General features: G+C 66.8%; 9 protein-coding genes. All 9 read left to right on the forward strand.

Annotation, left to right across the window (positions count from 1 at the left end; genetic code table 11):
• The first annotated feature begins 28 nt into the window (after window positions 1-28).
• The 9 genes from VNF71_00630 (at window position 29) to VNF71_00670 (ending at window position 14,347) form a co-directional block, all read left to right on the forward strand.
• On the forward strand, window positions 29-2,251 hold the full coding sequence (locus tag VNF71_00630) for a DEAD/DEAH box helicase family protein (protein ID HVA73053.1): 2,223 nt from the start codon (window positions 29-31) through the stop codon (window positions 2,249-2,251).
• Complete coding sequence (locus tag VNF71_00635; protein HVA73054.1) at window positions 2,179-3,174, forward strand: hypothetical protein; 996 nt, start codon at window positions 2,179-2,181, stop codon at window positions 3,172-3,174. Before VNF71_00630 ends, VNF71_00635 begins: the two co-directional genes overlap by 73 nt.
• A 172-nt stretch (window positions 3,175-3,346) precedes the next feature.
• Window positions 3,347-4,213: a hypothetical protein gene (locus VNF71_00640; protein ID HVA73055.1), complete on the forward strand. Its 867-nt coding sequence runs from the start codon at window positions 3,347-3,349 to the stop codon at window positions 4,211-4,213.
• Between the two features lie 1,125 nt (window positions 4,214-5,338).
• Window positions 5,339-5,602, forward strand: coding sequence for a hypothetical protein (locus tag VNF71_00645; GenBank protein HVA73056.1), 264 nt, complete (start codon window positions 5,339-5,341; stop codon window positions 5,600-5,602).
• 4 nt (window positions 5,603-5,606) lie between these two features.
• Window positions 5,607-10,421, forward strand: coding sequence for a hypothetical protein (locus tag VNF71_00650; GenBank protein ID HVA73057.1), 4,815 nt, complete (start codon window positions 5,607-5,609; stop codon window positions 10,419-10,421).
• 137 nt (window positions 10,422-10,558) lie between these two features.
• On the forward strand, window positions 10,559-11,005 hold the full coding sequence (locus tag VNF71_00655) for a hypothetical protein (protein ID HVA73058.1): 447 nt from the start codon (window positions 10,559-10,561) through the stop codon (window positions 11,003-11,005).
• A 139-nt stretch (window positions 11,006-11,144) separates the two neighbouring features.
• Window positions 11,145-11,285, forward strand: coding sequence for a hypothetical protein (locus VNF71_00660; protein HVA73059.1), 141 nt, complete (start codon window positions 11,145-11,147; stop codon window positions 11,283-11,285).
• A 102-nt stretch (window positions 11,286-11,387) separates the two neighbouring features.
• Window positions 11,388-12,104: a sigma factor-like helix-turn-helix DNA-binding protein gene (locus tag VNF71_00665; protein ID HVA73060.1), complete on the forward strand. Its 717-nt coding sequence runs from the start codon at window positions 11,388-11,390 to the stop codon at window positions 12,102-12,104.
• On the forward strand, window positions 12,101-14,347 hold the full coding sequence (locus VNF71_00670; protein ID HVA73061.1) for a P-loop NTPase fold protein: 2,247 nt from the start codon (window positions 12,101-12,103) through the stop codon (window positions 14,345-14,347). Before VNF71_00665 ends, VNF71_00670 begins: the two co-directional genes overlap by 4 nt.
• Window positions 14,348-14,828: the final 481 nt, after the last annotated feature.

The raw sequence follows: 14,828 nt of genomic DNA on the forward strand, positions 1-14,828 counted from the left end.
GCCCTCGCCTGCCCCTTCGGTCCAAGCTATGACCGACGTCCAGGCCAACCCCGGCTACTACCAGTGCCACCGCGGCGGCGTGAGACTCGATGACGACACGCTTTCGAGGCTCCGACCCGGCCAGAGAGGCGCTGTCTTCGCCATGCGGAGCTGGGCGACCGCACCAGACGACGGCGTGGCGATCCTCGGCCTTCCGACCGGGTACGGAAAGAGCGAGCTGATCGCACTCGCTCCGTTCTTGTTCACCAGCGGCAGAGTCCTGATCATCGCTCCGTCTGTCGTCGTCAGAGGTCAGCTCGCTGCCCGCGTCCGCGCCCAGGACCACCTGCGGAGTAAAGGGGTGATCCCTGGCAGCCTCCCGCAGCCGCGTGTCCTAGAGCACGTCGGTCGGATCGAGTCACCCAGCGACTGGGAACGGTTCGAGGAATACGACGTCGTGGTGAGCCACACTCAATCGGTGAGCCCCACGGGGAAGGCAGTGATCGACCCTCCGGACCCCAATCTCTTCGACCTAGTCGTCTTCGACGAGGCGCATCACCTCGGCGCCCCAAGCTGGGTAGGGGTGCGAACGGCCTTCCCGGCAGCCGTTGCGGTCGGCTTCACCGCCACCCCTTACCGTCGGGACCGCCGCTCTCTTCCTGGCCGGACCATCTTCCAATACCCGATCGACAAGGCCGTCGACGAAGGCTTCTTCGTTCCGATCACCTACAAACGTGTCGCTGCGGACGCAACCGCCGAAGGCCGCGACCGGGCTGTCGCAGAGGCGGCGATCCTCGAGCTGCGGCACCGCGACGCCGCCGCGGGTCGAAAGGCCGCCAGACTGCTCGTCCGGGCGGACACGGTCCAGTGCGCCGAAAGCCTCGGCGCTCTCTACCGAGACCTAGACCCTCAAATCGTCCTTGAGGTGATCACGCACCAGACGACGACGAAGCAATTGGCGGCTGCTACCGGTCGACTCCAGTCCGGGGAAAGCTCCGGAGTGGCCTTCGTCGGCGTTCTCGGCGAAGGCTTCGACCTCCCGAGCCTCAAGATCGCCGCCTACCACAACCCGCACCGCTCTCTGCCGGTCACGATCCAATTCGCCGGTCGAGTCGCTCGAACCGAGTACAGCGCCTCCGCCTCCCCAGAGACATCCGAAGAGCACGCGGTGCTGATCGCCGCCGTCGACGACCATCCCGAGATCCTCGTCGAGCTCCATCGCGACGGCCAGCGATGGGACCGGCTCATTCCCGAACTAGCGAAGGACCTCGGAGAAGGCTCCTCGCGGGCGTGGACCGTGTTCTCGCCCGACACGGCCGACATGGCCGACGCATTCACCATCGAGAACTTCCGTGCCTTCATGCTCGCTGACGTTTATCGGCTCTCATTGGCGCCCGACTACGAGCTGCTCGCTGCCGGCCTGGCCGAACTCCGCATGGCAACCCCGGAAGAAGGAGCGGACGAGGCGGGGAGCGCAGGCGGGACTGCGCCACGCGACTCGGCGTACAGCGTGAAGGTGCTTCGGGAAGGCACCTGCTTCGCCGCGCTGCTCGCCCGCGAACACCAAAGGCAGTGGCTGCAGGCGACGCCGAGCGGTCAGCAGGAGTACGAGTACATAGTCCTGGCGATAGAGCCGCGCCAAGACGGGAAGGCCTGGTGGCTCTGCGTCAGGAGCACGCTCCCCCCAGACATGACGGCGCGAGCTCTTGCCCGACTATTCGGTCCGAGTCTCCAGAGGCCGTCGCGCTCCGAGCTCGCGCAGTATCGCGGAGACTCGTGGTCCGACGCACGATTCACCGGACTAGGGAAGCGAGCAATCCATCCCGTCGTTGCTGGAGTCCTCTCGTACGAGACCGGCGCAGGTCGCAGCGTGGACCAAGCGCTGAGCCTCGACGACCGCGCACTCCACGAGATAGGGCACGCCATCGGGATCATCCCGGCCGGAGCAGGTGCCCATGATCGGACCCAGATCGGCATCGCCATGGACAAACGCCGCGTGTGGCAGACCGGCTACGCACGTCTCGGCGACTACGCGATGTGGGCCGCCAACCTATGCCGAGAGCTCGAAGGCGGTGTGCCAGTCGGTCAACTCGGCGGCCAATCGCTGACAGCCCTCTCGGCCCGACGGCGAGACCCATCGCCGCAATCTTCGCGCCGTTCTTCGACGTCAATTGGGACGCCGAGTATCAAATCGACGGCATGGCGGCCGTCCCATTCGCGGACTTGGAGCTGGCTCCGCTCGCCCGTCAAGACGGCGGCGACATCGACCTGAGCCTCTTCCACGATGGGAGGACGTTGACCACGGTCACCTACGCGACCGACGGCCAGCTGCTGAGCGCACCAGGCGAATTCCGACGACGAGGGCACAGCGAGGCTCTCGCCGATCGCCTGCAGCGACACCCGATCTCGGTGTTCTTCAGCGACGGATCCGTCATGCGCGGACCGGGAGGATGCATCGCCCCTCTCGGCGACGACGCCTACTTCGCCATCGCTGACGAGCCCCGGCCCCTTTCAACGAACCCGGCACCGCTCAGCGCGGACAACCGATTCGCCGTCCTCGATACGACGACCATCACTCTCCCCGAGAAAGACGCCGCCAGCACGACTGCCATCCTGGCGAGCCTCAGGGGCGTGAAGGCGACGACGACGCCTGCGTCGCTGTTCCAGTTCGTCGTTCGCCAAGCACGTGTCGAGAGCGCTGACTTCGTCTTCTGCGACGACGGGACGAATGAAGTCGCCGACTTCATCCTTGGATGGCTTGCCCATCCTCAGACCGGTCGACCCCACGTCCGGCTCGTCCACTGCAAGGCTATGCAGCCAGCAGAACGAAAGCGGATCGCTGCCGGCGGACAAGGCGTGAGAGGCAGCGGGCTCAAAGAAGCCGAGGAGATCGGCCAGCAAACCATCCGCAGCGTCGCCTACTTGCTCCGGCCGGCCGACACCATGCGGGCCCTGCTTGAGAAGAGAGCCGTCAGTCGTCCCGAGCGGTACATCGTCGGGACGGTCGGTACCTTCGACGAAATCGTCACCCGCGACCCGCTCACTCGGACCACGGAGATTTGGTCGGTCCACCCCGGACTAAGCCGTCAGCGGCTTCTCCAACCGCGAGGAAGAGCGCTGCGAACGCTGCTCGCGGCGATACGAACGAGAGCGATTGACGCACGCGCGGACCTTGCGGTCATCGGCCGAGCCTGAGTGTCCGGGGAGGTGGCCCCCTCGGGCGCCTGGAAGCGCGCCGACCATCGACTACGACGCCTACCTTCAATCCGTCCCCGGCTCCGCTGACAAAGGCGACCCGCTGCGAAGGACGGCTGCAGGAGAGTGGTCGCGACAGGGTCAGGCGTCGACGGTGGCGAGGTGAGCGGATGTGGGACACGATGAGAAGGTGATCACCGTTGCCTCCCACCCACCGGATCTCGCCTCCTGGGACCAGCAGGCGGATCCGTACTACCTGGAGGTGTTCGGGGAGACCGAGCCGGTGCTGGACATGACCCACGCAGAGGTGCTCCCGGCCGGGGGATCCGCAGCGCAGACGACCGCGGCGACGCCGGTCTACGAGTATTGGTGGACGATCGGTCACGGGGGCACCAAGCCCGAGCATCGTCACCTGTTCGAGAGCCGTAAGAAGCTCGACCTGTGGCACCGCCTCGAGGACATCGCCGCCCGGGTGTATCTCTACTTCCCGATCGCCGGGGGGTGGCGAGTCCAGGAGCTGGCGGCGAGCGCCAAGTACCTGGCGCCGGTCGCCCATCAGTCCGACTGGACCGAGAAGGCGGCTGCGGAGTGGCAACGGATGCAGCCGATCGTGGCCGGTGCCGGCCAGGTGGCCTCGGCGCTCGGCGTGGTGCCTGGGGTGGGCACGGTGGCTGCCGGCGCGGCGCCGATCCTGTCGGCGGTGTCGAAGCTGCAGTTCGGCAGCGTTCCCCAGGACGTGAAGGGCTTCGACTGGTACGTGGAGAAGGTGACCTTTGGTGCCGCCGCGGGTCACGGCGTGATGCAGGGCGTCGTGTGGGCGATTCCCAAGGAGATGTTCGAGTACCTGGGGGGACGGCTCACGGGCAGCCTGGCCGTCAGCTTCGTCCCGACCGCCTCGGGAGATCCGAGCGAGTGGGTACCCGAGGCTCTCCCCATGTTGGCCCACGCGGTCGTCTACGCCGACGGCGAGCACTCCTGGGTGCCGGAGCAGAACAGGTTCGTCGAGCTGATCTTGTCGCCCAAGAAGCCGGCCGCGTGAGGTGTCTCAATCGACTTCCAGCGGCGGCCACGAGCACGCAGCGAGAAGCGAAACAGCCGACGAATCACCGGCGTGCCGCGCTTCGGATCGCGAACCCGAAGGTGCGTCTTCGTCATGGAGTTTCTCGGGACATCGGCATGTACGGACCAACATTGAGTAGGGCAACCGCCTAGGCGGCTGCATAGGGCAGGGCTCTGACCAGCGGCTTCCCCCGCCACCATCGAAACGCTGGTCGGTGCGCCTCGTGCATAGGGAACAGGCGCCTGACAAGCGATTTCGGGTCTAGCCCGAGGTCGAAGATCGGGGTTTCTCGGGGCTTTTTCTCGGGACCTGATCAACTTCGCGCACGCTGCCCTATGCAGGTGGGCGCGGCGCGTGCGGCCCGTACGCTGCGGATTCGCGATGGGTCGGCGAATCTCCGAGAGGCTGCATAGGGCAGCACGGGTGCACCCCTATGTGCCTGCACTGATCAGCTGAAACGGGTCATGGAGCTGCGATCTCGGCTGATCCCGTCAGTGAGCGGCGGAGGCTACGGCGATGTCGTAGCTCCTCCTCGTGCCGGACCGGTTGGTGAGCACCGTCGATCTCAGCCGGGGAGGGGTCCCTCTTCGTGGATCACGTTCCCAGCACCCCGGGGGACACCGACGGCCACGCGTGAAGAATTCCGATGGCTGTCCGCGGGGAGGGTCAGTGGCCGCCTATGGGGAGGATGACATGGCCGTTGTCACTCGCGCGGAGAGCCTGCGACAAGGTGATCGAGCTCTTCGGTGACCTCCTGGCAGCACTGCGTCGTTCCCTCACCTGGGACTCCAGGGCGCCGAGATGCCCGTCATCACGAGGTTACACGGGCCCTTGCCATGCCTGACTACCTGTGCCATCCGGGTCGGCCCTGGGAGCGTCCGAGCAACGAGAACACCAACGGTCTGTTGCGCGACTACTTCCCGAAGTCGTCAGATCTCCGCGTGCACAGCGTTCACGACCCTCGTGTGCGTCGCAGACGAGCTCAACTGCCGACCGCGCAAGACCCTCGCTTGGCGGTCTCCACACCAGCTGTTCACTACGCTTCGCTCCGGGTCCGTGTAGCGACGATCGCTGGAACCCGCCGAGCAGAAGTGGGGAAAGTCGGTGAGCGGCATCATGATGGGCGGAACAGCACGAGAGCAGATCTTGGCGGCGATTGAACGCATCCGACCGAGGTCGGGTGACACGTTTACCATCGCTGAGGTCCTCGACGAGCTGCGATCGCAGGGCAGCAACCTGGCGGAGAGCACGATCCGGACGCACATCACCTCGCGGATGTGCGGGGACTCGCCGGACCACCACGGCACGACGTACGACGATCTCAAGCGAGTCGACCGAGGCGTGTACCGGCTGCGCCGAAGCCGGTAGCGGGATGGCAAGCGACGTCATCGATCGGATCGTCGAGCAGAACCTCGGCGTCTACCGGGCGGCGCCGTCCCGGTTGCAGGAGGACGTCAGTCAGGAGGCCCAGGTAGCGAGCGACTACCGGGGGCGTCTCGTGTATGAGCTGCTCCAGAACGCGGACGACGCGATGGAGGGGCACGCGACGCAGCGGGATCGCGTCGCGTTTCTCGTCACCGACGACGCGCTGTGGATGGCGAACTCGGGTCGTGCGCTGACTGACCCTGATGTGCAGGGCCTGTGTGGGCTCGGCGCCAGCTCGAAGGTCGATGCCGCCGGCACGAAACGCGCCTCTATCGGACACAAGGGGCTCGGCTTCAAGAGCGTGCTGGAGATCACCGACGCGCCAGCGGTGTTGTCTCGTACCCACTCGTTCCGCCTGGGTGAGCGAGAGGCTCGGCCACACATCGACGCGCTCTGGGATGAGTTCGGGAACGCTCGACCGAGGACCGTCCCAGCCATGCGGTTCCCGTCGGCGATCGATGATGCCGACGCTGACCCTCGGTGGCGCGACCTGCGCTCCGACGCGTTCAACACGGCCTTCGTCTTCCCGTTCCGATCCGACCTCGAGCCGGACCAGCGGGCCTCGCTCGCGGAGCGCTTGTTGAGTCTCCCTCTGACGACGGTGCTGTTTCTGAAGCACCTGGAGTCGGTGGTCGTGGAGATCGACCAGGCGGGACGGTCCGAGCGGAGGGAGTGGACGGTCCGGCGTGAGGTCCTCGACGGTGAGCGCTGGGTTCCCGTACCAGGACTGGGTGGATCAGGTCTGTACCGGGTGACCGCTGCGAGCACGGACCAGGACCAGGCGGCCTTCTACATTGCGCACGACGGCAACGTCCCGATCGGACCCAACCGCGTCGGACTGAGTGGCCCCGCTTGGGAAGGCGTCGATCTCACCGAGGTGTCCATCGCCGTCCTCGCCGATGGCCCTCCAGAAGAGATGCCGGAGAGTTGGAGGCACTTCCACGTCTTCCTGCCAACCGAGGAGCGGTGCCCGTACCCGATGTTGGTAAACGGAGCGTTCGCGACGGACCTGTCCCGTCAGCAGGTCCGAGTCCGATCTGAGCGGGGCGATTACAACTCGCACCTCGTGCGGGAGGCGGCGCGCCTCTTCGTGGACGAGATGCTTCCGGTGCTTCGGAGCGATGGGCTCGAACGGGTGCTGGCAGTACTCGACCGAGGGGAGGACCCAAGGGACGGTCCCCCCGCCGAGCTGCTGCACAAGTGCCTGGTCGATGCGCTCGCCGAGAAGCCGTTGCTGCCGACTGAACTGGGCGATGAGAAGCCATTGGCGGCCTGTGTGCTGCCATCTCCGCTCGTGGAGGCAGAAGGCGAGCTGTTCCGCACTGTGCTGGGGGAGGTCGCTCGCTGGGGCGAGGCGGATTTCCCCGCTGCGCAGTTCTGCCGCGGGCGCTGGGCCCGGGTCGCGGCTGACCACGGAGCCGCACAGTTGACCCCCTCGGAGTGCCTCGCCGTTCTGGGCGCACTCGCCGATCCAGAGTGCTCGGCGATGCGGGAGCACGAGTCCGGCGGATACGAGGTCGATCCAGTCCTGGAGCTGAGTGCCCTGCTGTGGGAACGAGCGGACGGCCACGAGCGAGCGATCCTCGAGGGTGATGCCCGCCAGCAGCCGATCTTCCCGGTCCATCGAAACGATGACGGCAGCGTCGTCCGTGTCGCGCTCGGGGAGGACACCGCCTTCTACCCCCCGCAATCTGCCCGGCAGGACTTCCCGCTGCGAGGCTTGCGGTTCCTGTGCCACTCGGTCTGCTGGGGGGCGCTGAACAGGAACGAACGCAACGCGATGCTGGGTGAGCAGATGCGGGTGTGGTCGGCGCTGTTCGACGTCAAGGAGTTCCGCTTCCAGGAGGTCATGCAGGCTTCGGTGCTGCCGGCGCTCGGCCTCAACCCGACGCCCGACGAGCTCTCGTGGCGCGCCGACCTGCAGAGCAAGGGCTCGCTCGCAGCGATCTGCCAGCTCGCAGGCGCTTTAACCAAGCCCGACCGGCCGCTGCGCTATCAGCGACTGCAGAGCGATCGGGCCATCTTCAACTTGAGCCGCCTACCGGTGCCTTGCGTGGCGGATGACGGGACCGAGGAGTGGGTTCCCGCGTACCGCGCCTATTTCGGTCGAGCGTGGATCGAGGATCGCTCGTTCGAGCACGTGTTGGATGCCTTGTCGGACGGCGACGCGTCGCGCTCCCAGATCGATGCTCGGTTCCTCGTGTCGCCCGAGTGGTTCCTCGGTCTTCTCGAGTCGCCCGACGAGGCACCGTCCGAGAGCGCGAGCGACGGCGATGACGAGGAGGTCGACCTCGACGAAGATGTCGATCGGGCCCTCGGGACGACTGAGTTCGAGCGGTGGCTCAACTTCCTGTCGTGGATCGGCGTCAATCGCTCACTTCGGCTCGTTCACTTCCACGACGTCGAGGACCGCGACACGGGATGGCTGACCACCAAGGAGCTGGAGCAACCCAAGGGCTGGGCCTTCCGCGAGCTGGGCGATACGTGGGCCGCCTACAGGGACGGGCTCGATGCGCTGCTCTCCGCTCGACCGGATCATGGCGAGGTCGTGCCGTACCTTTACGAGGTCCACGACCTTGACCATGGCCTCGCGCTGACCGAAGCAGCGGAGCGTGACGCGTCGTCGGTGGTCGCTGGTCGTCTCTTCGACCACCTCATCCAGCACTGGAGCGCCTTCGCCCCGTTCGCGGACGCGCAGTTGGCGCTCGTTGAAACCGGCAAATGGCCGAGTTCACGGAGCAAGCCGCAGAAGGCGTTGTCGGAGGAGCTCACCCTCCTCGGTGACAACCTGTGGCTGCACCGGCTGCGGAGGAGCGGGATCTGCCCGACGTCGCGGGGACCGCGGCGGCCCGAGGTTACGTGGCGGCGGATCCCTGAGATCGAGCGGCGGTTCTCGTCGACTCGTGGCCACCGAGACGCGAGTGACCTGATCCCGGTGCTGAAGCAGTCACCCGACCTGCCCGCCAACGCGCTCCGCAGCTTCTGCGAGCGGTTGGGCGTTCGGGGGGAGATGAGCCCTTCGACGTTCACCGTCGACGATGCGGATCTCCTGTGTCGACAGCTCGAGGTGCTCTACGCCCAGAATGCCGGCGATCCGGGAGCGCTTCGCCACGTCATCAAGCCGGCGTACCGATCGATGTTTGAGCTGTTGAGCGGCCAAGCGAGAGCCGTCGGCACTCCGGTCCTCAAGACCACGCCGTTGCTGGCCGAGACGGCCGAGGGCTACCGGTTCCTCGCTGCGGGTGAGGTGCTGTTCGCAGGCACGCCCGGGATCAAGGAACGCAGCGGGCTCGCCGGACGAGTTCCGATCTTCGTCCTCGAAGCGGAGCCAGCGGCTGAGGCACCGCTCACGTCGATCTTCGGTTGCCGTGTGCTTGAGAATGTCCTCAACTGGCGGCCGGACCCAGGCGAGTGCTCGCTTGCCCCCGGCGAGCTCCTCGAGATGCGCACCGGGCTCCGTCAACTCGTTGCTCCACTCCTCGCTCGCATCCGGGCCGAGCGGACCAATGCCCGTGATCGCTCCGACCTCATCGACTTCGTGGAACGGGTCGAACCCGTCGACGACCTCGTGTTGGACTGCACCCTCGACGGGCAAGCACTCGAACGCCAGCCTGGACGCAACTACTTCGTGCGGCCCCGCGCAGGAACGGCGCAGTTCCAGGGCTTCGTGGTGTGGAACGGTCCAGCGTGGCCACCCGCACCGGACGCCGCACAGAGTCTGGCAATGGCCCTCGCCGACACGCTCGGAGTCAACCTCGTAGAGACGTTCCTCGCGTTCATCACCAGCAACGAGCGACAACGTCGGCAGCTCCTCGACATCGCCGGGGCATCCGGCCACTACCAGGACGTGCTCGACGAGCTGGCGGAGGAGCCAGAGAACGAGACCGAAGGGCAGACACCGGTCGCTGGACCCACCGCCGCACCCGAGTCCAAGCAGTCACGCAACGAGGGTCGATCGACGCGACCCGATGCCACGCAGCTGGCCGCTCCGCCCGTGCCACTTCACGACTTCTCATCGCTTCTCCTCGACGGGCAGCCACTCATCGTCACCGGCGACGAGCCCACCGGCGGCGGCCAGGGCGAGGACCGACATCGTGATGGAGCGGGTTCGGGCACCGGAGCATCTCCGGGCTCCCCGAAGCGCGCCGCAGCCGGAACGGATCTCTCGGCGCTCGACAGGTTGGGCATGCAGATTGCGGTCGCGTACGAAGCCCGACGACTTGGCCGCGACGGCCGGTCCGTGGCGGTGATCGCGGGTGGGGCCATGCAGGGCGTCGGCGACACCCTCGTCGTGGAGGTCCACACGCCTGCCGCGATCGCTCGGGCCGAGGAGCTGAGTGACGCCGTCAAGAAGGTGATGAGCCACCTTGGGGCGCGTGGTGTGAGCCGGGTCCATCCGGGCTTCGACCTCCTCGCCATCCGCGACGGCGAGATTGACCGATTGATCGAGCTGAAGTCGTCCGGTGTTGACGCCCGAGTGCAGGCGATGTCGTGGAATGAGTGGAAGAGCGCGTCGCACAGCGACCTCCGCCCGATGTTCTGGCTCTACCTCGCCGGCAACCTCAGGGCGGACCTGGAGCACGCCCCGCCGTACCTGCGCGCGATCTGCGATCCATTCGGGAGCCTCGTTGGCGAGACGGTGGAGGACCGCCAGGTGCGGCGGGCCGTCCAGTTACGGGTCCGAGAGTTCACAACGGCGGAGCACCTCGATCTGACGGTTGTCGGACCTTCAGATGGCCAGCTCGTCGGTGCCAGCGGGTGAGCTCACATCCGAAGGCTAGCTACAGCTAGGCGCAACAGCTCGACGACCTGGCGGGGCTACCTCCCCCGGGTGAGCTTCGTTCAACCCAGGCTGGCTCGCAACCCCCCCGATGCAGGGCTCGGGTGAGAATTCACTCGGTGATCTGGCGGAGCTGTCGCTTGTCGGTGTCGCTGCTGGGGACCTGGATACAGAGCGTGAGCGACGGTTGGGGATGCGACGGTGAGCTCGGTGACGTCGAAGCGGATGATCCCGACTGGCGGTCGGCGGATGGCGATCTGGCCGGTGACGGCTTTCTCGACTCGGTTGTCGGCCCGTCGGGCGGCGAATCGCTGGCTTTCGTTCGTCAGTGCCTCGACGAGTTCTGCGAATCGCTCGTCTGCGGGATGCTCGGCTGCGGCGGAGCGGAACTGGCCGAGGACGCGGCGACGAGAAACACCGCCGCGGCCACGATGAAGCCCACCAGTGGCTTCTCCAACGTATGCTCCGCGCTCGCCAGTTGCCTGCTGACGATCGGGGGAAGGACGAGGACGAGCCCAGTGAAGACGAGCGACAGCAACGCCGTCAGCACCCGGCTCAGCGTCTGATCGTTCACCGTAGGATCAGGACTCGGCTTGTTCTGACCTTCGGACGAATTCGGGCCGCCCTGGCTCTCTATGCTCGCAGTCTCGCGCCCAGAGGAAGCGCGAACAGCCTGTGCAGGTAGGTACACCGTCGCGCGCCGCCATGGACCTTTCCCCAGCCGTGCGCGAGCCTTCGTCGCCGCCTTCCGTCAAGCGGTGGGCGACGCTCATCGGTGTGCGCGGTACCCACCACCTGCCCGGACACACGGCGGTGCTTGGAGCCCTCGCCGATCACGACTCCTGAAGGTGCGCTGGCGGCGGTCCGGCGTGTCAGCCTTCTCATGTGGCTCCGAAACCGGTCGAACCGGGACGTCAGAAATCGGACCTGGCGCGACAGATAGTGAGTATGAGGGCCGATCCGGCTGCCGCTGGGGAGATGACGCCACCGGCAGGTGGCTCGACCGCAGCGGTCGGCGGGCTGGCCACGGCGCAGCTGGTTGACGAGGTTGTCCGGACTGGGTATGCCGGCCCGGCCTGGGGGGAGCTGGCGCGACGCCTGGTCAGCCGGGCCTTGCCGGACCTGGAGTCCGCCATCCGCACGGGAGCGATCTACCGACGGTGTGCCAGAGCCGGAGTGTCTATCCGGAGGAGGCCAGTGCTCCAGGGCGCATCTCACGCCCAAGACATCGCGGCAGAGGCCGTCGAGGACTGCCTGGACCGGTTCCGAACGCGCGTCTTACCCGAGGGTCGGTGGGATCCGGAACAGGGCACGAGCCTCGAGGACTACTTCTCTGCGTGCTGCCTTCCTGATGTGGCCAACCGCTGGCGTTGGCACCTCCGGCGTCTCCCGGAGGTCGTGATCCCGCTCGACGGCGCCGGTGAGGGAGCGGTCGTGTCCTTGCCGGTCGATCCTGGGCCTGGACCGGCGGAGATCACCGAGGAGAAGGCCGTCGTCGCTGAGGCGCTGGCGCCGATGGTCGGACGGGATCAGGCCGCCTTCGTCATGCTTGCGGCCGGCTGGACCCCACAGGAGATCGCTCGAGCGCTTGGTGTGGCCCGCAACACGCTGGACGCCCGGATCAGCCGGGCACGCAAGGCAGCACGCGCAAGGAGGAACCCGTGAGCGACAGTGAGGAGACCGTCAGCATCGAAGACGAAGTAATGGAGCAGGGGGACGCGCCGATCGGTGCCCTCGCAGGGGACCGCCTCGGCCGCCGCCCCTTCGCAGAGGCCCTGGCTGCCGAGATCCTGGCGGCTCCGGCCGCCCGTGGCTACGTGATGGGGCTGACTGGAGCGTGGGGCAGCGGCAAGACCTCCATCCTCAACATGACCGTCGACGCCCTCGGGGATCAGGCCATCGTTGTTCAGTTCAACCCGTGGATGTTCTCTGGGACCGAGGCACTCGTCAGTTCGTTCTTCGACGAGGTGGGCAAGCAACTCGACAGGCGGGACTCGGCCATCAAGGCCATCGCCGAGAAGCTGGCGAAGTATGGACGCCTGCTCTCTCCGCTCGCCTCGTTCGTCGGAGCGGGCTCCGCGGTCAACGCTGCAGCGGACATCATCGGCGACTTCGCCAGCCAACCATCGGTGTTCCAGCAGCGCCAAGAACTCCGCGCCCTATTGGAGGCACTGGATCGACGACTGGTCGTGATCGTCGACGACGTCGACCGGCTCCGGCCCGAGGAGGTGCTGGACATGGTCCGGCTGGTACGTCTCGTGGGCGACTTCCCCAACACGCTGTACCTGCTGGCGTTCGATCGAGGTCGGGTCGAGGAGTGCCTTGGCGAGGGCAGCCCGGAGCGTGGTCGTGCCTACCTGGAGAAGATTGTTCAGGTCACCCATGACGTGCCCGCGGCGCGCCAGCCCGACGTCACGTCCATCTTCCTCGCCGGTCTGCAGCGACTGGTCGACACCGTCCCGACGGGCCCACTCGACGCCGGCGACTGGCAGAACATCTTTGCCTTCGTCGTTCGGCCACTGCTGGCGACGCCGAGGAGCGTGCGGCGGCTGCTCGGCTCGCTCTCGATGACGATGCGGCTGGTCGGCGACGAGGTGGCACTCGCCGACCTCATCGGTATCGAGGCGGTCCGAGTGCTCCAGCCGGCAATGTTCGATGCGGTGATCTCCGTAGTCGAGAACCTCTCCGCGCAGGCCACCACCGTCGGCCAGACCGGGTACCAGCACGGCCGGGACCCGTTGGAGACGCCCGTCGCGCCACTGTTCGGGGTCGATCCGTTGCTCGCGTCCGCCATCTGCCAGTGGCTGTTCCCCGGTGCTCGCCGCTACGTCGAGAACATGCACTACGGGCCGGAGTGGGAGGTGACCTGGAGGCGGCATCGAAAGATCGCCAGCTCAACCGTGTTCCGCTTCTACCTGGAGAGGCAACTCCCCGACGGCGTATTGCCCGCCAGGCTGGTGGAAGAGGCGCTGGAGCGCTTGACGGACAGAGACCGGTTGCAGGAGCTGCTCGACGCCCTCTCACCGGCTGAGCTGATGGACCTCATCGAGCGGATGAACGCGAGCCTCGAAGAGCTCCCAGTATTTGCCGACGAGCTAGATGGGGATCCAGCGCGCGTGGCGCTTCCTGTCCTGCTCGATCTCCTCCCTCGGCTGCCCGAGGAAACCGGGATGCTGACCTTCAGCGGATCCATGGTCATCATTCGGGCAGCTCTGCGGCTGCTCAAGCGGCTTCCGACCGACGAGGCGCGAGCCGAGCTCATTCGAGGGGTCTTGGGCGAGACGCGGTCGCTGAGCGCGCGCCTGATCTTGGTACTGGTGGCGGGCCACCGGAAGGACATCGGCGCCGAACTCGTCACCGCTGACATCGCCACGGCGCTGGAGGGCGAGCTGCGCCAGAGTCTCATCGAGCTATCCCCGGCCGCGTTCGCCGCCGCAACCCGGACGGTGCGCCTGGCAGATCTCCTCGCGGAGAGCGAGGAAGGACGGAGAGCGCTGCACGAGCTCGCCGAGGACAACCGAGTGATGTTGTCGCTGTTCGTCGACTCCATGGGTGAGATCCGAGCCCGGTCCATGGGAGCGGCGGCGGTCGAACGGACCAAGACGCTCGCCTGGGACCACCTGGCCACTTACTTCGGGGAGGAGATGCTTGTCCGGCGGACTGCCGAGTTGATGCAGGCGATCATGGACGACGGAATGGAGGTCTCGGCTCAGGAGCGGGCGGCGGTGTCGCTCGCCGCCGACTACGCCACCGGCAACCGACCGGAAACCTCGTACGAGCGGATGATGCGCACCGCGTCGAACAGCCCACCAGAGAAGCCGGCCACGGCAGACGACGGGGACGATGAGAGTATCGAGCCGGAAGACACGCAGGTGCCCGCGAAGCACCCCATCGAGGACGAGGAGTAGGTAGCTGATGTGGCGGCGGCTCTTCGGGTCCTGAACCCGAAGGTGCAGCCGACCGTGGAGTTTCTCGGGACCGGACCGGTCGGGACCGACATTGAGTAGGGCAGCCGCCCGGGCGGCTGCATAGGACAGGGCGTTGACCAGCGGGTTCGTCGGGTTTGAGGCCCGAAGTCGCTCGATGGTCGTGAACCCCCGCCACTTCGAGGCCTTCACGTTTCCGGGCGCTGTCATCCTGCCTCGGCGTGTGACGCGCCGTCGCCGCTCGCAGATTGGGCTCGCGCAGGCGAAGGCCTCGCTTGCTCCGCCGTGCGAGCGCCAGGGGTGGAGCGGCGCCACGTTTCCGCGGAACGGGGTGGTCGGTTAGCTCCTCCTGCCCCTACATCTTGTGGTCGGACCACTGGTAGCCGCGACTGACGGCGGCCTCGGTCACTGGACCGGTGGCGACGGCCTGCTCGAGGAGGCGTCGGAACACGAGCCCTCGGCT

It is taken from the genome of Acidimicrobiales bacterium (genome assembly GCA_035533095.1).
Classification (GTDB): domain Bacteria; phylum Actinomycetota; class Acidimicrobiia; order Acidimicrobiales; family Palsa-688; genus DATLUM01.